We start from the raw sequence: 19,604 nt of genomic DNA on the forward strand, positions 1-19,604 counted from the left end.
ATCCCGCACTCCCGTTGGTAAACACCAACGCCATCGCTCCTTTGTGAATTGTTAGATGCTTCACATTTGTACGCCATCTTTCCCTGATGACTGCTATGATGGGTTACTAAAGTTAGTGAATTTTTCACAACCATTTCCCTTTTAGCAATATGCCTTGGCCTTTCGATGCCGCATCTGACGTCGCCCGCGACGACGCCTCCATGTCCGAGATGGAGCGCCAGATACGTGCCCATCCCTGGGAAAAAACCTCGCTCGGACCAGTCAGCGACTGGCCGCACGGACTGAAATTCGCGGTACGCACGCTGCTCGACATGCGCGTGCCCTGCTACCTGGCGTGGGGCGAGTCCTTCTCACAGCTCTTCAACGATGCCTACCTGCCGGTCCTCGGCGACAAATGCGCCGGTGCGCTGGGCGCCGACGTGCGCGATATCTGGCCCGAAGCCTGGCCGGTCATCGGGCCGAAATGGGCGCGGGTGCTGGCCGGCGAGTCGCTGGGCGAGGATGCGCTGGCGCTCACCCTGAACCGCCACGGCTACCCCGAGCGCTGCTATTTCACCTATTCCTACAGCCCGGTCTATGGCGACGGCGGCAAGCCCGAGGGCGTGCTGGCGACCTTCATCGAGACCACCAAATCCGTCCTCGGCGAGCGGCGCCACGCCTTCCAGCTGAAGATGGCCGACACCCTGCGCCGCGAGACCGAGTTCGACTCCATGCTCAAGGCTACCATCCGCCTGACCAGCGAATATTTCACCGGCTCGAAAGTGTCCTACGTCGAGATCGACGCGCAGGAACGCATCCTGCTGCTCAAGGAAGAGTGGAAGGACGGCGTCGAGACGCGCGGCCCGCGGGCGACCCTGCCGCTCGACCTGCTGTCGGAAAGGCAGCTGGAGCAGCTGCGCGCCGGCATGGCGATCTGCGCCTCGGACGTGGGCGCCGACCCCGCGTGCGCCGCCGTTGCGCCGCAATGCCTCGCGCTCGGCATCCACTCCGTGATCGTCATCCCGCTCAAGGATGGGAACGAACTGGCCGGCGCCGGTTTCCTGTACAAGGACCATTCCTACCAGTGGACCGAGGATGAGCGCACGCTCGCCGAAGACCTGGCGCGCCGCGCCTGGGAGGCGCTGCGCCGCATCCGCGCCGAGAAGGCGCTGCGCGAAGAGACCCGCCTGCTCGAGTTGCTCAACCGTGCCGGCAGCTCGCTGGCCTCGACGCTCGACCTCGACACGCTGCTGCAATCGGTGACCGATGCCGCGACCGAACTGACCGGCGCCGAATTCGGCTCCTTCTTCTACAACGGCCGCGACGACAACGGCGAGGCCTACCTGCTGTACACGCTGAGCGGCGCCTCGCGCTCCGATTTCGAGCACCTGGGCCATCCGCGTCCGACCTCGGTGTTCGGTCCCACCTTCCGCGGCGGCCCGCCGGTGCGCAGCGGCGACATCACGAAGGATCCGCGCTACGGCCGCATGGGCCCGCACCACGGCATGCCGCCCGGCCACCTGCCGGTGCGCAGCTACCTGGCGGCGTCGGTGATCTCGCGTTCCGGCGAAGTGCTGGGAGGGCTGTTCTTCGGCCACTCCGAGCCGAACCGCTTCGATGAGCGCACCGAACAGAACATCGTCGGGTTCGTGGCCCAGGCCGCCGTCGCGATCGACAACGCGCGCCTGTACGACCTGGGGCAGCGTTCGGCGAAGGAGCGCGACGGCATCCTCGCCAGCGAGCGCGCCGCGCGCGCCGAGGCCGAGCGCCACAACAAGATGAAGGACGAGTTCCTGGCCATGCTCGCCCACGAGCTGCGCAACCCGCTGGCGCCGATCACCAACGCGGCGCAGCTGCTCCGGATGACGGGCGTCGACGAGACCCTGCGCCAGAAGGCGAGCAACATCATCTCGCGCCAGGTGCGCCACATGACCGAGCTGGTGGACGACCTGCTGGACGTCTCGCGCGTCACGCGCGGCCTGGTCAAGCTGGAGATCGAGATCCTCGACCTGAACGGCGTGGTGCGCGCCGCCGTGGAGCAGGCGCGCCCGCACATCGAGGCGAAGTCGCACCGCTTGCGGGTCGAGACGCCGCAGGCGCCGGTGGTGGTGGCGGGCGACCGCACGCGCCTGGTGCAGGTGCTGGCCAACCTGCTCAACAACGCCGCCAAGTACACCCCGGCGGGGGGCGACATCGCGCTGTGCCTCGAGACCGGACCGGAACAGGCGCGCATGACGGTGATCGACAACGGCAGCGGCATCGACCTGCAACTGCTGCCCCACGTGTTCGACCTGTTCACGCAGGGCGAACGCGCCCCCGACCGCTCGCAGGGCGGACTCGGCATCGGCCTGGCGCTGGTCAAGAGCATCGTCCAGATGCATGCGGGGCAGGTGGAGGCGCACAGCGACGGCCCGAACTCGGGCGCCGCGGTGTCGGTGCTGCTGCCGCTGGCCGATGCGGCCCAGCTGCACGGACCCGGCCCGCGGCGCCACGCCAGCGGCGCCGCCGCGCCGCGCACCCTGGTGCTGGTCGACGACAACGTCGACGCGGCCCAGTCGCTCGCGGTCCTGCTGCGCGCGCAGGGCCACCATGTCAAGGTGTTCGAGGACGGCGTGCGCACGCTGGCGTCGGCCGAACTGGGCGCCACCGAAGCCTTCATCCTCGACATCGGCCTGCCCGACATGACCGGCTACGAACTGGCGCGCCGCCTGCGCCGCGAGCACCCGCACGCCACCTTCATCGCCCTGACCGGCTACGGCCAGGAACGCGACCGCGACCTGTCGAAGCAGGCGGGCTTCAGCCACCACCTGGTCAAGCCGGTGGAGATCCGCGCACTGTCCGATATCCTGGCCGGACTGCCGCCGCGTGAACCGGTGCGCGCCCGCATCCGCCTGGAGCCGGACAATGGCGCGCCGCAGGGCAGGGATGAGACAATCTCGATGCGACCTGTTGACAATATTGCCATTTCTCAGCAATATTAAAGACCGACCTCATCCCTCCGACTGTCGTGTCCCGAAAAAAGAACAGCCGCCAGTGGGCGCGCCTCCGGATCCTGTGCGCCGGCGGCACGCACCTGATGACGATCATCCCCGATGCGCTGGAGCTGGTTCGCGAACTGATTCCCAACAGCGCGTCCCAGCTGTTCCTGCGCACCCCGCGCCCGGCGGAAGCGCTGGTCGAGGCGAACGTGCTGGGCGTGCTGCCGCCGCCGAACGGCTACTTCTATGGCGACAGCGCCAGCTTCGCGATGATCTCGCCGGCCGAGGCGCGCGCGCGGGCGGCGCACGTGCTCGAGGTGCGGCTGGCCAGCGGCGGCGCCCTGACCCTGCTGCGCAACGACGGCCCGGCCTTCGACGCCGACGATGCCGAAGACCTCGGCCGCGTGGCCAACTATTTCGAGCACGCCCTGCGCAATGCGGACGAACCCGGCGCCGGCCTGTCCGGCGTGGTCGAGGACGAAGCCATGCTGCTGGCCACCACGGACGGCGACATCCTGTTCCTGAGCGACTCCGCCAGCGCGCTGCTCGGCCTGCTCGCTTCGCAGGAGCAGCAGGATGTCGACCGCCGCCACCTGCCGCCGTTCTGCCTGCGCCTGGTGGAATCGGTGGTGCACGGCGAGCGCTATCCATGGCGCCTGCCGGCCGGCACCCTCGACATCGCCGGCGGCGTGCTGGAGGCGCGCGCCCAGTGGATGAGCGCGGGCGCGCACGACGCCATCCATGGCCGCACGGTCGGCATCTTCCTGAAATACGTGGTCCCGATGCCCTTGCGGATCTGGCGCGCGCTCGGCAGCGTGGAGCTGTCGCCGCAGCAGATGGAAGTGGCGTTCTGGATGGGACTGGGCGGCGGACGCGAGGCCGCCCGCTCGCGCATGGATGTCAGCGACGCGGTGCTGCGCGACTGCGTCAAGGCGGTCTACGAAAAGTTCGGCTGCACCTCCGAAGCCGGCCTGCTGGCCATCCTGCGGCCCGTCGTCTCGCGCATGTAACATAGCTTGCCGCACCGCCCAAGTGGAACACCCCCCATCCATGGGGATGGTCTACACTTGCTTGGCTTTTTATTATCTATGTGAATCTCTTCGAAGGAGAATGTCATGAACATTCGTTGGATGAGTGCTGTCCTGCTGGGCGCCGTGTGCGCTTCCGCCAATGCTGCCGACGTCAAGGTGAGCCTGAAGATGGCCACCGAAAAAGGCGCCGGCGCCGATGTCGGCGCCGTGACCATCAGCGAGACGCGTTACGGCCTGGTGTTCACTCCGTCGCTCACCGGGCTGCCGCCCGGACTGCACGGTTTCCACGTGCACGAGAACGGCAGCTGCGGCGCCAACCAGAAGGATGGCAAGCCGGTACCGGCGGGCGCCGCGGGCGGCCACCTCGATCCGGCAGGCTCCAAGAAACACGGCCTGCCCTGGGGCGACGGCCATCTTGGCGACCTTCCTGCGCTGACGGTCGATGCGCAGGGGGCATCCAGCAATCCGGTCCTCGCACCACGCCTGAAGCTGTCGGACATCAAGGGCAAGTCCCTGATGGTCCATGCGGGCGGCGACAACCATGCGGACCATCCGGCGCCGCTGGGTGGCGGGGGCGCACGGATTGCCTGCGGCGTGATTCAGTAAAGCCGTCCCTGGTGTCGATCAGGGATGAATGCAACTACACTTTAATCAAAAGGTAGAACGACATGAAATTCCACAAGCTGATGGCAACGGCCCTGCTGTTCGTTGCTCTCGACAGCCGTGCATCCCTGATCCACCAATACAACCTGAATGGCTCGCTGACCGATGCCAAGGGCGGCGCCTCGCTGGTGTCGCTGGGCGGCACCCTCGGCGCGAACGAGTACGTGTTCGACGCCAACAAGGGCCTGCGCCTGGACCAGAACCTGGGCGCCGTGTACTCGATCGACATGCAGTTCCGCTTCAACTCGTTCGGGAACTACAACAAGATCATCGACTTCAGGAACCTGTCCAACGACTACGGCTTCTACACGCACGCCGGCGGCTATACGCTGTATAACTACAATACGGTGGGCGGCGTGACCAAGGAATTCCAGAACACGCGCCTGACCGTCACGCGCGACGCCGACAAATGGTTCAAGGTGTACCAGGACGGCGCACTGGTGCTGAATATCCTGGACTCGAGCGACTTCGCCGACTTCTCCAGGAACATCCACAACACCGCCTACTTCTTCCGCGACGACGGCGGCGAAGCGCGTGCGGGCGCGGTGGACTTCATCAAGATCTACGACCACACGCTGACGGCCGGCGAAGTGAACGCCCCGCCGCCGGTCGCACTGCCCGAACCGGGCTCGTTCGGCCTGATGGCCGCCGGCCTCGCGCTGGCCGGCTGGACCCGTCGCCGCAAGGCCTGATACGCCGGGCCGCCAGGCCACCCGAATACAAGCGGATTCATGCCCATCATGAATCCGTTTTTTTATGCGCTCAGCCCGGCGGCGTGCGGCGTCCGGCCGACACCGGCGCGATGGCCGGCAGCTCGACCCGCGCCACCGGCGTGGCCTGCGCATCGATGAAGCCGGCGAGGGCGCTCGACAGGTCATCGAGAAGGCGCTTGCCGCAGGCCTGTTCGATCAGCCGGTACTGCTGCTCGATCAGGGGCGCGATCTCGTCGATCAGCCGGTCGCCCTTGGGCGCAAGGCTGACCATCACGCGCCGCCCGTCCGCCGCCACGCGCTTGCGCGCGACCAGTTCCATCTCTTCCATGCGCGCCAGCACGCCCGCCATGCTGGGGCTGAGGATCTGGCACAGGTCGCAGATCTCGCGCGGTTCCAGCTGCTCGTGCTCGTCCAGCGCGCGCAGCACGCGCCATTGTTGCTCGGTCACGCCGAAGTGATTCAGAATGGGGCGGAAGTGCGACATCAGCGAGTCCCGCGCTTTCAGGAAAAGCTGGGGCAGGTTGCGGTGGGTAATGCGGCGGGGCAAGGGGGACTCCAGGTCAAATCGTGCGAGGTGAGAAGAAAATAGCGACGGTACTGCGCTTGCGCCTTGACTAGCTAATATATTAGTGATTAACTTGCGAATATATTAGTGAGTTTTCCTCGCTCCTACTCTTTTTTCAAACAATGCGGCAATCAGCGTGATTATCCGAGACCGGCCCTCCGGGCTCAAGTTGTTCCTTGTCGTGCGCGGGTCCATCCTGTCGCGCATCCTGCTGGCGCTGGTCGTCAACATCGCGGTCGCCACCCTGGTGACCTGGTCCCACGGCGACCTGTGGGACCTGAAGATCACTCTGACCACCATCCCCTTCACCCTGATCGGCCTGCCGATCTCGATCTTCCTGGGCTTCCGCAACAATTCGGCCTACGACCGCTTCTGGGAAGGGCGCAAGCTGTGGGGCGAACTGGTGCTCAGGAGCCGCAACCTGGCGCGCCAGTGCCTCAGCCTGATCGACGCCCAGGAACCGGCCCACGTGCGCAACGGCCTGGCCGACGTGCGGGTGCGCATGATCCTGCGCGCGATCGCGTTTTCCCACGTGTTGCGCGACTCGCTGCGCAGCCAGCCGAGCGGGGCGGAGCTGGCGGCGCTGCTGTCGCCGGAAGAGTACGAGCAGGTGCGGCAGGCGCCGAACCGGCCGGACTTCCTGATGCAGCACATGGGGATGGACCTGGGCCGCTGCCTGAAGGAAGGGCGCATCGATCCCTGCCTGGTTGCCGCCATCGACGCCACGCTGTCGGCCATGACCGCCGCCGCCGCCTCCTGCGAACGCATCAAGAACACGCCGATCCCGTTCTCCTACACGCTGCTGCTGCACCGTACGGCCTATCTCTACTGCTTCCTGCTGCCGTTCGGCCTGGTCGACTCGATCGGCTTCATGACGCCCTTCGTGGTCGCCATCGTGGCCTACACCTTCTTCGGGCTCGATGCGCTTGGCGACGAACTCGAGGAACCGTTCGGCCTGGAGCCGAACGACCTGCCGCTGGACGCCATCTGCCGCGCGATCGAAATCGACCTGCGCACCGCCCTGCACGACGACAAGCTGCCGCCCCCGCTGGCGCCTGTCGATTACTGCCTCACCTGAGGGCTGCCTGCCTGGCCCGAGAAACCGAAGAGGGAATAATGCAACACGATGCACACATTGAACACGACCGTATCCGCCTGCCGCTCCTGCGCCAGCGCGTCACCAGCGCCGCCGCCGCGGCCGAGTGGATCAAGGACGGGATGACCGTCGGCATGAGCGGCTTCACCCGCGCCGGCGACGCCAAGGCGGTGCCGCTGGCGCTGGCCGAACGGGCGCGGCGCGAACCGCTGAAGATCAGCCTGATGACCGGCGCCTCGCTCGGCAGCGACGTCGACAAGACCCTGGCCGAAGCCGGCGTGCTGGCGCGCCGCATGCCTTTCCAGGCCGATCCGGCCCTGCGCGCGGCGATCAACCGCGGCGAGGTGATGTTCGTCGACCAGCACCTGTCCGAGACCGTCGAACTGCTGCGCACGCGCCAGATCGCCGGGGTCGACGTGGCCGTCATCGAAGCGGTCGCCATCACCGAGACCGGGGCCATCATCCCGACCACCTCGGTCGGCAACAGCGCCAGCTTCGCGATCCTGGCCGACAAGGTGATCGTCGAGATCAACCTGAGCCAGTCGCCGGCGCTCGAGGGGCTGCACGACATCTTCATCCCGAAGCACCGGCCGCGCCGCGAACCGATGCCGCTCATGGCGGTGAACGACCGGATCGGCAGCGTGGCGATCGAGATCCCGCCCGAGAAGATCGTGGCCATCGTCATGACCGAGAAGTTCGACAGCGCCTCCACCATCCTGCCGCCCGACGCGGAGACCGCCGCGATCGCGGGCCACCTGATCGGCTTCTTCAGCCAGGAAATCGCGCAGGGACGGCTGACCGAGCGCCTGATGCCGATCCAGGCCGGCATCGGCACCATCGCCAACGCCGTGGTGTCGGGCCTGATCGACGGGCCGTTCAAGAACCTGACGATGTATTCCGAAGTGCTGCAGGATTCGACCTTCGACCTGTTCGATGCCGGCAAGCTCGATTTCGCCTCCGGATCCTCGATCACGCTGTCCGAGGCCAAGGGCAGGCAGGTGTTCGGCGACATCGGGCGCTACAAGGACCGCCTGGTGCTGCGTCCGCAGGAGGTGAGCAACCATCCGGAAGTGATCCGCCGCCTGGGACTCATCGCGATCAACACGGCGCTCGAATTCGACATCTACGGCAACGTCAACTCGACCCACGTGGCGGGCACGCACATGATGAACGGTATCGGCGGCTCGGGCGACTTCGCGCGCAATGCCTATTTGTCGGTGTTCGCGACCAAGTCGGTCGCCAAGGGCGGGAAGATTTCGAGCATCGTGCCGATGGTGTCGCACGTCGACCACAACGAGCACGATGTCGACATCGTCGTCACCGAAGTCGGCCTGGCCGACCTGCGCGGCCTGGCGCCGCGCGAGCGCGCCCAGCGCATCATCGAAGGCTGCGTCGCCGAGCCCTACCGCCAGATGCTGCGCGACTACGTGGCGGAAGCCGGGCAGGGCGGCGGCCATACGCCGCATGTGCTGGAAAAGGCTTTCTCCTGGCACGTTCGCTACCGCGAAACGGGCTCGATGCTGCCGCAACAAGCGTAGGCATCATGAAAAACGCCAGCCCATCAGGCTGGCGTTTTTGTAACGGTTCCGGTTCCGGCTTACTTCGCCGCCGCCCGCAGCTTGCCGAACGCATCTCCGGCCTTCCACGCCGGCATCTTCGGCGCATCCGCCACCACGCGTCCCAGGTTCAGCGTGAACTGCGCCTGCTGCACCATGCCCGACAGGTCCCAGTTCGGATCGTATTCGTCCGACACCTGGTGATAGCGCGCACGGTAGGCCTTCTGCTTGGCGTCGTTCGCTTCCACGTCCTTCACCCAGCCATGGCCCGCGCCCACCGAGAACGCCGGCACGCCGGCCTTGGCGAAGCTGAAGTGGTCGCTGCGGAAGTAGCCGCCCGCCAGGTCGGGCTTGGCCGCGGCGATCGCCAGGCCCATCTGTTTGGCGGCGCTGGCCGCCATCGCGCCCAGGTCGGTGCGCTCGCTGCCCTGCACGTTGACGTCCCTGGACAGGCCCACGAAGTTCAGGCTGTCGAGGTTCAGGTTGGCGGCGGTCTTCTCGATCGGCCACAGCGGCTTGGCCGCGTACGCGGCGCTGCCCAGCAGGCCCTGTTCTTCGGCGGCGACCCACAGGAACATCTGGCTGCGCTTGGCCGGGTGGCGCACGGCTTCCTGCGCCATCGCCAGCAGCGCGGCGGTGCCCGATGCGTTGTCGACGGCGCCGTTGAAGATGGTGTCGCCCTCGGTGCCCTGCTTGCCCATGTGGTCCCAGTGCGCGCTGTAGATCACGACTTCGTCCTTGAGCTTCGGATCGGTGCCCGGCACCACGCCGGCCACGTTGAACTCTTCCAGCGTGCGCACCTGGGCGCGCGCCTCGCCCTTGACGCGGGCGTTCAGCGCAACCGGCTTGAAGTTCTTGTCTTCGGCGGCGGCACGCAGCTTGTCCAGGTCCTGGCCGGCGGCTGCGAACAGCTTGCGCGCGGTGGCGTCGGTCATCCAGCCCTGCAGGCCGGTGCCCAGCTTGCCCTCGGCCAGCTGGAAGCGCTCGGCGGCGGCCCAGCTGTTCTGCACCACGCTCCAGCCGTACGAGGCCGAGGCGTCGGTATGGATCAGCAGGACGCCGGCCGCGCCCTGGCGCGCCGCTTCCTCGAGCTTGTAGGTCCAGCGGCCGTAGTAGGTCAGGCCGGCGCCGTTGAAGCGCTTCGGTTCGGCCGCGGTCGGCGCCGGGTCGTTCACCATCATCACCAGCACCTTGCCCTTCAGGTCCTGGCCCTTGAAGTCGTCCCAGCCTTCTTCCGCCGCGTTGATGCCGTAGCCGACGAAGACCATGTCCGCATCCAGGCTGTGGTCGGGTTTGGCGTCGCCCGGGCCCCAGACCCAGTCCGCGCCGAACTGCAGCGGCAGCGCCTGGCCGCCGGCGACGATGCCGACATTGCTCTGCTGCGGCAGCGAGCGCACGCCGGCGATCTTCACCGGCTGGCGGAAGCTGGCGCCGTTGGCCGGCTTCAGGCCGGCAGCAAGCGCCTGGGTTTCGAGATAGGTGACGGTCAGTTCGCCGCCGCGCTGGCCGGTGCCGCGTCCTTCGACGGCATCGGACGACAGGAAGGCCAGGTGCGCGCGCAGCGGCGCTTCCTTGACGGTGGCGGCTTGCGCCTTGCCCGCGGCGTGGGCCGGATAGGCCAGCGCCAGGCTGCCCGCGAGGGCGGTGAGGACAACGGAGGAGACGATCTTGTACATGGAATCCTGCGATAGTTGATGAATTGGTCAGATGCTTCCGGGGGTACCCCGGGAGCATATGCCGGGCATTGTATTCCAACTGCTCAGTAAAAACGCAGGATATCCCTGGTCACCGTCTTTCCCGTTCCCGGCAGCAGGGGCGGCGCGTCCCGGGGCCGCGGCGGCAGCAGGTGCCCGGGCAGGCCGGGCATGCGTTCCTCGACCGTGACGGCGAAGATGTCCTCGCGATCGGCCTCGATCTCGAAATGCAGCAGCCGGTCTTCCATGCCGTACAGCGACAGCCACCAGCCGCCTTCCTTCGAGGTCAGCGGCTGGCCGTCCAGGCGCGAGCGCAGCGGCCTGGTCCCCGACACCCACATCTCGATGTGCGGCGCGCGGTTCTTCGAGCGCACCGTGAATGCGCCATGGCGTACGTGGGTCCGGCTATTCCTGAGCATGATGGTCTCCGGGAAGGACAGCGCGTCGTCGCGCGGCGCCACCGTGTACCACTGGCGCGGACTGTGCCAGCCGAAGGTCTCGACGAAGATGGCCGGCTCGCTGCGGTCCGCGAAAATGCGCCGGGTCCAGCCGTCCAGCGGCTGCGGCGGCATCAGCCAGTAGGCGCGCCAGGTATTCATGTCCTTGAAGTAGACCAGCCGGGCGGGCGGCGCCGCGACCGGCCCGGGCGGCGCGGGAGCGGCCGCCCGGCCCGGCAGCGTCAGGCCGGCGGCCAGCGCCAGCGCCAGCGCGGCCGCGACCATGTGGCCGATGCGCAGCGCCAGCAGCAGGCTGGCGAAACACAGCATCAGGATGCCGATCACGACCGCCGGCAGGTACAGCCCGTGCGGGGCCAGCCCGAGCCAGGCGTCGCGCAGCGCCTGGGGAAACAGGATGGCGGCAGGCGCCAGCCCGGCCAGCGCCACCGGCAGCCGGACGGCGGGCGAGCGCAGCGCCGCCCATCCGGACTGCAGCAGGACGAACGCCGCCAGCGCGCCGGCCAGCGGCCAGGCCAGCAGGTAGCCGGCGCCCGGCAGCAGGGCGGTGAACACGACCAGCGCCACCAGGGTCCAGCCCATGGCGCCGAGCACCGTCGCCGGCGTTCCGATGAAGCGGCGCAGCAGGTACAGGGCGGCCACGAACAGGCTGGCGATGACGGCGCCGATCGCCAGCGCCGCGCCGTGGTCGAGGCCCGGGCCGGCGGCGGCCAGCGCCTCGCGCTGCGACCAGGCGCCCATGCGCGCCGCCAGCAGGATCAGGCCGGTCCCGAACAGGCCCTGCACGGCCGGCTCCGCGCCGCTGCGCGCAAACGAGAGCACGCAGGCGCCCAGCAGCAACAGCAGGGACAGCTGCGCCAGGTGCCAGGTGAGCGCTGTCGAGTGATGCACCGGGCCGACCAGCGGCAGCGTGAACCAGCTGTGCGCCTCGTGCCGCCCCCTGGCCAGCGGCGCATGGGCGAATTCGCGCGCCAGGCGCAGCATCGCGTCGCCGGTGTGCAGCAAGGTCGCGCGCTCCAGGCGGGCGACGGTGTCGTTGCTGCCTGCATCGTCGAAGCGCCGTTCGGCGTTCGCGAACAGCAGCACCGGCGCGTCCAGTTCCGCCAGCGGGCCGACGCGCGGCGTATCCGGCAGCCGCTGGACCAGTTCGGCCAGCAGCGAGGAGCCCTGCATTTCCGGCGCCACCCGCGCCCGGCGGCGCAAGGTGTCGCCGCCGGCCCCGCTGGCGCCGTAGAGCAGCAGCGGTCCGCCGCTGCCGGCGCTGTCGAATGCCAGCGCCAGTCCGATCTGTCCGGCCAGCGGATGCTGCTCGACGAAGCCCCTGGCGCCGAGCGCGCCCACGTGCTCGCCGTCGGCGAACAGCAGCACGATGTCGTTGGCGCCAGGGGCGTCCGCGAGCAGCTGGCGCGCGGTTTCGAGCAGGGCCGCGCTGGGCGCGGCGGAGCGCGCCGCGCCGGGCGCATGCGGGCCACTGTCGTAATGGGTGGCCAGCAGCAGGGCGGGGCGGCGCCGGCCTTCCTGCGCGCTGCCGGGAATGCGCGCGACGATGTTGTGCACCACGCCGATGGTCATGTGCGTACCCCCGAAAAAGCGCACGACCGACTTGCGCACGGTGGCGCGCTGGACTTCGGGCGACAGCCCCATGGCGCGCAGCTGGCCGACGATGTAGTCGCGCGCGCGGGCATTGTCCGGCGTCGCGATCGCGCGCGGGGTGGCGGCCAGGGTCGTCACATGGACCAGTGCGCGGGCTTGCCACGCGGGCGCATCGATCGCCGCCGCGGGCGGCTGGACCTTGGGCGGGGCGAAGGCCAGCCATGCCAGCGCGGCCAGGGCCAGGCCGGCGGCGCCTGCCCATGCCCATTCCGCCATGCGGGCGGACCATGGCGCTGCTATCGAAGCGGGCATGTCGATCTCCTTGTTGTTGTCGTTATGGGCCCCGGCTTGCAGGCCTTGCCGTCGCTCCATCATTCAGGCGAGGAGAAACATTACTAATGCTAGAATAAATATATGCCATGTGATGGCAATCAGTAAAGCCATTGAATGGCAAAATAATTTCTATATGCATGTCGGGTTGACGTTTCTTGGGTGGAAAATCGGCGGACTCGCCTGTCTGCGCTTTGTATGAAATAATCGACCTGTAGGCAGCGAGCCTTCGGTGTGCTGGAACACTTGGTTGCCAGAGTTTGGTAAGAAGATGTAGAGCGAGGGCGAGGAGCCTGGAGAGAACAGTGGCAGAACAGAACAGCAAACCCATCCGTGTGATGCTTGCCGACGATCATCCGATCGTCATGACCGGCTTCGCCATGTCGCTGGAAGCGGCGGGCATGCAGGTGGTCGGGCAGGCCAAGACCCCGAACGAAGCGACGGCGCTGTACGCCGCCGAGCACCCCGATGTGGCCGTGCTCGACATGCGCTTCGGCACCGAACTGACCGGGATGGACGCGGCCCAGGCCATCCTCAAGTTCGACCCGCAGGCGAAGATCGTCTTCCTCAGCCAGTTCGACCAGGATAGCCTGATCAAGGAAACCTACCGCCTCGGCGCGCACGCCTTCGTCACCAAGGACTGCGACCCGGCCGACCTGGCCACGGCCGTGCGCTACGCGCACGAGGGCAAGCTGTACTTCATGCCCCAGATCGCGGCGCGCCTGGCCAGCATGGCGGTGCGCGGCGAGGTCACGCCCCAGTCCCAGCTCGACGAGCGCGGCCTGGAGATCTTCAAGCTGATGGCCGAGGGCATGACCAACGCGGAGATCGCGGAAAAGCTCGACCTGTCGACCAAGACCATCAGCAACATCAGCCAGTCGATCAAGGAAAAGCTGGGCGTGCACCGCCAGGCCAGCATCACCCTGCTGGCTGTCAAGCACGGCCTGATCGCGCCGTAAGCGCCATGGCCATCCTGTTGCGCCGCCTCGGGCTCGCCGTCGGCCTGTTTGCACTGGCGTTTGCCGCCGCCGCGCAGCGCGCGCCGGCGCGCGCCGATTCCATGGGCTACCGCTTCCAGATCATCACCGGCGACGATACCGAGGTCACCCGGCGCATCGCCGATGACCTGTACAAGCGCCTGGTCCCGACCTTCGCCTCCTTCCGCACCGAGCTGGCGCAGAGCCGGCGCATGCTGTACGTCGCCATCGGCCCGACCGCCCTGCGCGACGCGGTGGCGCGCCGCTGCGACTGCGTGGTGATCTCGGCCTATACCTCCAGCCAGGTGTGGCGCATGCTGACGGCGAAACTGCCGCGTGCGCGCGCCAGCGCGCTGACCGCCGTGTACGCCGAGCCGGCGCCGGCCGACCAGCTGCGCCTGGCCGCGCTGCTGTACGGCCGCCCGGTGCGCGCCGGCGCCATCCTCGGTCCCGACACCGCCTTCCTGCGGCCGCTACTGGAAGACGAGGTCGAGATCGAGGTCCAGCGCTTCGCGCCGGGCGACGACATCAACCATACGCTGAACCGCATGACGCGCGCCGAAGTGCTGCTGGCGCTGCCCGACAGCGCGGTCTACAACACCGAGAACGTGCGCAACATCCTGCTCTCGAGCTACCGCCGCAAGCAGGGCGTGATCGGCTTCTCGGCCGACATGGTCAAGGTCGGCGCCCTGGCCAGCACCTATTCCGAGATCGAGGACATCAATACCCAGGTGGCCGAGATCGCGGCGGCTTTCGTCGCCACCGGCGAACTGGCTCCGCCGCAGTTCCCGCGCTATTTCCGCACCATGATCAACGAAGGCGTGGCCAGCTCGCTCGACCTGAGCGTCACCGACATCGCCCGCAAGTTCTCGCGCCCGGCGCCGGCGCCATGATGAACCTGCGATTCTGGCGCGGCTGGGGCCTCGGCCGGCGCATGGCCTTCATCACCATGCTGCCGGTGGTGTTCCTGTTCACCTCCTTCGTCTGGTACTCGTGGTACGCGCACCGGGCGCAGGTGGCCGAGGAACTGGCCGAGCGCGGACGCATCCTGGCGCGCGCGCTGGCCGAGACCAGCGAATACAACGTCATCTCCGGCAACCTGTCCGACCTGCGCCTGACCATCAACGGCCTGGTGCAGTCCGACAGCAGCATCTACCGCGTCGACGTGATCGACGCCAGCGACCGCGCGGCGGTGCGGGTGGTGTCGGAGTCCGCCACCGACGCCCAGCCGCATTACTACGAAGCGCCGATCAGGAAGCAGGTGGTGTGGATCAACCTGTTCTCGGACAACGGCACGCCGCACGTGTCGGCGTCCAGCATTTCGCGCCCGCCGACCCTGACCACCGAGGTGGTGGGCTGGGTACGGGTGACGATGTCGCCGACTAACCTGATGGCCAAGCAGACCGCGCGCTTCCGCATCGAACTGTCGATCACCGCGCTGGCGCTGGCCGTCAGCGGCGTGCTGGCCTGGGTGCTGGCGCGCTCGCTGACGGTGCCGCTGCGCGAGGCGATCAGCGCGCTGCGCGAGATCCGCGGCGGCAACTACCGGGTGCAGTTGCCGGTGCGGACCGGCGGCGAGGTCGGCGAGCTGCAGGGATCGATCGGCGAGATGTCGCTGGCGCTGGACGAAGCCAAGCGCGACCTGGAGAACAAGGTGGCCGAGCGCACCCGCGACCTGCTGGCCTCGCGCAACGAGGCGCTGCGCGCCGACGCCGACAAGCGCAAGCTGATCCAGAAGGTGAACTCGATCATCGAGGACGAGCGCAAGACCATCGCGGTCGAGATCCACGACGAGCTGAACGCGTCCCTGATCGCCGCGCGCCTGGAAGCCCAGGCCATCGGCATGCTGGCGGCGAAGGCGCCGCCGGGACCGGAGCTGGAAGAGATCCGGCGCAAGTCGGAAGCCATCACCAAGCTGGCGCTCGACCTGTACGCCAACGGCCGCCGCCTGGTGCGCCGCCTGCGGCCGGAAGTGCTGGACATGCTGGGCCTGCACGGCGCGGTGGAAGAGATGGTGCGCCACTACGACAGCAGCTCGGGCTGCCGTTTCGACCTGGACAGCGAGGGCGACTTCGCGCGCCTGCCGAACGAGCTGGCCATCTCGGCCTACCGCATCGTGCAGGAAGCGCTGTCGAACGTGATGAAGCACTCGGGCGCGCGCTCGGCCCACGTCACCCTGCTGCTGGACGAGGACAAGGGCATGCTGCGCATCCGCGTGGTGGACGACGGCGTCGGCTTCGACACCGCCAGCGCATCGGAAGGCATCGGCATCATCGGCATGCGCGAGCGCGTGTACGTGCTGCACGGCGCCATCGAAGTCCGCTCCAGTCCGGGCGACGGGACGGTGGTGGCGATCGCACTGCCACTCGAAGCGCCAACTACGGTATCGTAGCGCCTTTGCTTAACCGCCTTTATTTTTATCTCCATCATGCTCGAGCAACTGAAGACGCCTTATGAAAAGGGCAACCTGAACCAGACCACCACCTGGGCCGAGTGCATCGCCTGGTACGAAGAGCTCGCGCGCGCCTATCCCGGCGTGCTGCGCTTCGAGAAAGTAGGCGCCTCGGATGCGGGCGTGCCGATCCACGCCGGCGTGGTCAGCGCCGACGGCGTGTTCGACCGCGAGACCATCAAGCGCAGCGGCCGTCCGGTCTTCTTCAACAACAACGGCATCCACCCGGGCGAACCGGAAGGCGTGGACGCCTGCATGGCGCTGGTGCGCGACTTCTGCATCCAGCCGGAGCGCCTCGCGGCGCTGGGCCGGACCGTGTTCCTGTTCGTCCCGCTGTACAACGTGGACGGCAGCCTGAATCGCGCCGATACCTCGCGCGTGAACCAGGACGGCCCGGAGCAGTTCGGCTTCCGCGGCAACAGCCGCCACCTCGACCTGAACCGCGACTTCGTCAAGTGCGACACCCTGGCCGCGCAGGTGTTCAACGGGCTGTTCAGCGCCTGGGATCCGGACGTGATGGTCGACACGCACACCTCGAACGGCGCCGACTACAGCTACACGATGACCCTGATCCACACCCAGGCGGACAAGCTGGGCGGCGGCCTGGGCGAATTCCTGCGCGGCGAGATGCTGCCGGCGATGTATGCCGACATGGAGCGCCGCGGCTGGCCGACCTGTCCCTACGTGAACCCGGTCAAGGACAGCCCGGACCACGGCATCGCCGAATTCCTGGAGACCGCGCGCTTCTCGACCGGCTACGCGGCGCTGCACAACACGATCGGCTTCATGCCCGAGACCCACATGCTCAAGCCGTTCAGGGACCGCTACGAATCGATGCGGGCGCTGGTCGAGACGGCGCTCGACTTCACCGTGGCGAACGCCGCGCGCATCCAGCAGCTGCGCCGCGCCGCGAAGGAAGAGGGCCGTTCGCGCACCGAGTGGCCGGTGCGCTGGAAGATGGACGAGAGCAAGCCGTCGACCTTCCGCTTCAAGGGCTACGAGGCGAAGTACCGGAAGAGCGTGCTGGGCGAGTACACCCGCCTGTGGTACGACCGCAGCAGCCCGTGGGAGCGCGACATCGCCTACTACAACAGCTTCCCGGTCGACGCCAGCGTGCCGGCGCCGCGCGCCTATGTGGTGCCGCAGCAGTGGCGCGAGGCGATCGAGCGCCTGCAGTGGAACGGCGTGCGCATGGAGCGCATCGAATCCGGCCGCGTCCAGGACGTGGCGTATTACCACATCGCCTCGGTGGCGTCGCGCCCGAACGCCTACGAGGGCCACATGTTCCACGACGAGGTGGCGCTCGAGCGGCGCCACGGCCAGGTGGCATTGCGCGCGGGCGACTACATCGTGCCGCTGGACCAGGACAACGCGCGCTACGCGGTCGAGACGCTCGAGCCGCTGGCGCACGACAGCTTCTTCCGCTGGGGGTTCTTCAATAGCGTGCTGGAGAAGAAGGAAGCGTATTCGGACTATGTGTTCGAGGACCACGCCGAGGAACTGCTGCGCGACGAGCCGGCGCTGGCCGCGAAGTTTGCGGAGTGGAAGGCGGCGAATCCTGGGCTGCTGGCCGACCAGGAGGCGGTGCTGGACTTTATCTTCGCCAACTGCGAGCGCTATCGCGAGCCGGAGTGGAGGCGCTATCCGGTCTTCATGATCGAGCGATGAAATGAAAAACCGGGGCGACGCCCCGGTTTTTTGTTGACCTTACTTCGACTCGGCGATCCAGCGATCCACCTTGGTCTCCAGCACCGCCAGCGGCAGCGTGCCTTCTCCCAGCACGATCTCGTGGAACTTCTGCAGGCTGAACCTGCCTCCCATGGCCGCCTCCGCCCGCTTGCGCAGTTCGACGATCTTGAGCGACCCGATCTTGTACCCCAGCGCCTGGCCCGGCCACACCATGTAGCGCTCGATCTGCGCGCGCGCCTCATGCTCCGAGTAGCCCAGCGTGTCCTGGAAATACTTGATGCCCTGTTCGCGGCTCCAGCCCTTGGCGTGCATGCCGGTGTCCACCACCAGGCGCGCCGCGCGCAGCATCTCGTCGTTCAGGTGGCCGAAGTAATCCTCGGGCTTCTCGAACAGCCCCATCTCCTTGCCCAGGGTCTCGGCATACAGGGCCCAGCCTTCGGTGAACGCGTTGTTGCCGCCGAACTTGCGGAAGTTCGGCAGGCCCAGTTCCTGCACCAGCGCGATGTGGAAGTGGTGGCCGGGCTGGCCTTCATGCAGGTACAGGGTGACCATGCCGGTGCTGCCGTACTGCTTCGGATCGTTCACCACCGACCAGAACACGCCCGGACGCGAACCGTCCACCGCCGGCGGCGTGTAGTGGTCCGAGGCGGTCGCGCGCGACAGTTCCGGCTCCAGGCGCAGGTCGAGCGGCGACTTCGGCATCAGGGTGAACAGGGCCGGCAGCTTGGTGCGCACCTTGGCGTCGAGGTCGCGGAACACGTCGATCACCTGCTTGTCCGAGGTGAACGGCTTGTACTTCGGCTGCTCCGAGACCCAGCGCGGCAGCCCGGCCGCGGGGCCGTCGTAGCCCATCTTCGGGCCGGTCACGGCGTATTCGCCCTGGATGCGCGCCACTTCCTTCAGGCCGATCTGGTGGACCTGCTCGGGTGTCAGGTCGGTCGTGGTCATGGCCGCCACGCGCGCCTGGTACCACGCGGCGCCGTTCGGCAGCGCGCCCCAGCCGGCGGTGGTGCGGGTGGCCGGCAGGTATTCCTTCTCCATGAAGCTCGCCAGCCGCGCCAGCGCCGGATTGAGCTTGCCGCCGATGGTCTTGCGGTAGGACTCGGCCAGGCTGCGCCTGTCGGCCGCCGCAAAGCCTTCCGGCATGTTCTTGACGGGCGTGTAGAAGATGCTGGCCTCCGGCGTCTCCGCCACCAGCTGCTGGAACTGCGGCAGCGCCGATTGCATCGGCTCGCGCGGATGCACGATGCCGGCCTTGATCCCCTCGCGCATGTTGGCGATCGACTGGTCGATGTGCGGCGCCAGCTGCGACAGGCGGTTCAGGTAGGCCTTGTAGTCCTTCACGGTGCTCAGGGGCTGGGCGCCCTGGCCGCTGGCGTAGTTCGCCAGGATCACCGGCATGCTGACCATCTGGTCGAGCGGCAGCAGGTGTTCCGGGAAGGCCGCCAGGCGCAGCGCCGTGTCCAGCTCGAACTTCAGGATGTCATGGCTGGTCTGGTCGCGGCCGTTCAGGCGCTCGCGCGGGATCGCCTGCAGGCGCTTCAGATAGCCGCGGTACAGCGCGAACTGGCGCTCGCGGTTCTTCGGCGAGATCGACAGCCCCAGCTGGTCGATGAAGCGGTTGTCGCCGCCCTCGGTCGCGAACACCGGCTCGAAGCGCGCCAGCGCGTCGTAGTACTCGTCGGCCAGCTTGTTCAGCTGCTTGCTTGCCTGGGAGTCGGCGGCGCTGCTCTGGGTCCTGGCCTGCGCGGCGCCCGATGCCGCCAGCGGTGCGCTGGCGAGCAGGGCGGCGGTGGCCAGGGCGCCGAGCTTGAAGATTGCTTTCATCAGTCT

Annotated in this window: 14 protein-coding genes; 10 read left to right on the forward strand and 4 right to left on the reverse strand. The window is 67.7% G+C overall.

The window, feature by feature from the left end:
- Window positions 1-200 precede the first annotated feature (200 nt).
- The 4 genes from H162_RS32640 to H162_RS0111230 all read left to right on the forward strand — a co-directional run bounded on the left by H162_RS32640 (window position 201) and on the right by H162_RS0111230 (window position 5,343).
- Window positions 201-2,960 (forward strand): hybrid sensor histidine kinase/response regulator, encoded by a 2,760-nt coding sequence (locus H162_RS32640; protein ID WP_169444474.1) that lies wholly within the window; start codon window positions 201-203, stop codon window positions 2,958-2,960.
- A 26-nt stretch (window positions 2,961-2,986) separates the two neighbouring features.
- Window positions 2,987-3,967, forward strand: a complete 981-nt coding sequence (locus H162_RS0111220; RefSeq protein WP_020653563.1) for a helix-turn-helix transcriptional regulator — start codon at window positions 2,987-2,989, stop codon at window positions 3,965-3,967.
- Window positions 3,968-4,072: 105 nt separating this feature from the next.
- Complete coding sequence (sodC, locus tag H162_RS0111225) at window positions 4,073-4,594, forward strand: superoxide dismutase family protein (RefSeq protein WP_211223698.1); 522 nt, start codon at window positions 4,073-4,075, stop codon at window positions 4,592-4,594.
- Window positions 4,595-4,656: 62 nt separating this feature from the next.
- Window positions 4,657-5,343, forward strand: coding sequence for a PEP-CTERM sorting domain-containing protein (locus tag H162_RS0111230; RefSeq protein WP_020653565.1), 687 nt, complete (start codon window positions 4,657-4,659; stop codon window positions 5,341-5,343).
- Between the two features lie 70 nt (window positions 5,344-5,413).
- On the opposite strand, the gene hpaR is transcribed toward H162_RS0111230, so the two are convergent.
- On the reverse strand, window positions 5,414-5,911 hold the full coding sequence (gene hpaR / locus H162_RS0111235) for a homoprotocatechuate degradation operon regulator HpaR (protein WP_020653566.1): 498 nt from the start codon (window positions 5,909-5,911) through the stop codon (window positions 5,414-5,416).
- A 154-nt stretch (window positions 5,912-6,065) separates the two neighbouring features.
- On the opposite strand from hpaR, the gene H162_RS0111240 reads away from it, so the two are divergent.
- Entirely contained in the window at window positions 6,066-7,007 is a 942-nt protein-coding gene (locus H162_RS0111240) for a bestrophin family protein (protein ID WP_026354518.1), read from the forward strand.
- 38 nt (window positions 7,008-7,045) lie between these two features.
- Complete coding sequence (gene scpC / locus H162_RS0111245) at window positions 7,046-8,563, forward strand: succinyl-CoA:acetate CoA-transferase ScpC (RefSeq protein WP_020653568.1); 1,518 nt, start codon at window positions 7,046-7,048, stop codon at window positions 8,561-8,563.
- A gap of 59 nt (window positions 8,564-8,622) precedes the next feature.
- Here scpC and H162_RS0111250 read toward each other — a convergent pair whose 3' ends face one another.
- Window positions 8,623-10,257, reverse strand: coding sequence for a M28 family peptidase (locus H162_RS0111250; RefSeq protein ID WP_020653569.1), 1,635 nt, complete (start codon window positions 10,255-10,257; stop codon window positions 8,623-8,625).
- A gap of 83 nt (window positions 10,258-10,340) precedes the next feature.
- The gene (locus H162_RS0111255; protein WP_040787143.1) at window positions 10,341-12,635 is read right to left on the reverse strand and encodes a M28 family peptidase; all 2,295 of its coding nucleotides are present in this window, start codon (window positions 12,633-12,635) and stop codon (window positions 10,341-10,343) included.
- Window positions 12,636-12,958: 323 nt separating this feature from the next.
- Here H162_RS0111255 and H162_RS0111260 point away from each other — a divergent pair, with 323 nt between their 5' ends.
- Genes H162_RS0111260 through H162_RS0111275 form a run of 4 tightly spaced genes read left to right on the forward strand, consistent with a single transcriptional unit; the run spans window position 12,959 to window position 17,750 of the window.
- Complete coding sequence (locus H162_RS0111260; protein ID WP_020653571.1) at window positions 12,959-13,612, forward strand: response regulator; 654 nt, start codon at window positions 12,959-12,961, stop codon at window positions 13,610-13,612.
- A gap of 5 nt (window positions 13,613-13,617) precedes the next feature.
- Complete coding sequence (locus H162_RS0111265; RefSeq protein ID WP_020653572.1) at window positions 13,618-14,523, forward strand: hypothetical protein; 906 nt, start codon at window positions 13,618-13,620, stop codon at window positions 14,521-14,523.
- Window positions 14,520-16,022 (forward strand): sensor histidine kinase, encoded by a 1,503-nt coding sequence (locus H162_RS0111270; RefSeq protein ID WP_229452028.1) that lies wholly within the window; start codon window positions 14,520-14,522, stop codon window positions 16,020-16,022. The genes H162_RS0111265 and H162_RS0111270 overlap by 4 nt, the downstream gene beginning before the upstream one ends.
- A gap of 36 nt (window positions 16,023-16,058) precedes the next feature.
- Window positions 16,059-17,750: a M14 family zinc carboxypeptidase gene (locus H162_RS0111275; RefSeq protein ID WP_020653574.1), complete on the forward strand. Its 1,692-nt coding sequence runs from the start codon at window positions 16,059-16,061 to the stop codon at window positions 17,748-17,750.
- Between the two features lie 39 nt (window positions 17,751-17,789).
- On the opposite strand, the gene H162_RS0111280 is transcribed toward H162_RS0111275, so the two are convergent.
- A complete protein-coding gene (locus H162_RS0111280) occupies window positions 17,790-19,598 on the reverse strand; it encodes a DUF885 domain-containing protein (protein WP_020653575.1) in 1,809 nt (602 codons plus the stop codon).
- Window positions 19,599-19,604 lie beyond the last annotated feature (6 nt).

Source organism: Massilia niastensis DSM 21313, from assembly GCF_000382345.1.
GTDB classification, from domain to species: Bacteria; Pseudomonadota; Gammaproteobacteria; order Burkholderiales; family Burkholderiaceae_D; genus Telluria; species Telluria niastensis.

Coding starts and splice junctions, on each gene's coding strand:
- H162_RS32640 (WP_169444474.1), top strand. CDS start 201: ATGTCCGAGATGGAGCGCCAGATACGTGCCCATCCCTGGGAAAAAACC.
- H162_RS0111270 (WP_229452028.1), top strand. CDS start 14,520: ATGATGAACCTGCGATTCTGGCGCGGCTGGGGCCTCGGCCGGCGCATG.
- sodC (WP_211223698.1), top strand. CDS start 4,073: ATGAACATTCGTTGGATGAGTGCTGTCCTGCTGGGCGCCGTGTGCGCT.
- scpC (WP_020653568.1), top strand. CDS start 7,046: ATGCAACACGATGCACACATTGAACACGACCGTATCCGCCTGCCGCTC.
- H162_RS0111230 (WP_020653565.1), top strand. CDS start 4,657: ATGAAATTCCACAAGCTGATGGCAACGGCCCTGCTGTTCGTTGCTCTC.
- H162_RS0111280 (WP_020653575.1), bottom strand. CDS start 19,598: ATGAAAGCAATCTTCAAGCTCGGCGCCCTGGCCACCGCCGCCCTGCTC.
- H162_RS0111265 (WP_020653572.1), top strand. CDS start 13,618: ATGGCCATCCTGTTGCGCCGCCTCGGGCTCGCCGTCGGCCTGTTTGCA.
- H162_RS0111250 (WP_020653569.1), bottom strand. CDS start 10,257: ATGTACAAGATCGTCTCCTCCGTTGTCCTCACCGCCCTCGCGGGCAGC.
- H162_RS0111275 (WP_020653574.1), top strand. CDS start 16,059: ATGCTCGAGCAACTGAAGACGCCTTATGAAAAGGGCAACCTGAACCAG.
- H162_RS0111255 (WP_040787143.1), bottom strand. CDS start 12,635: ATGCCCGCTTCGATAGCAGCGCCATGGTCCGCCCGCATGGCGGAATGG.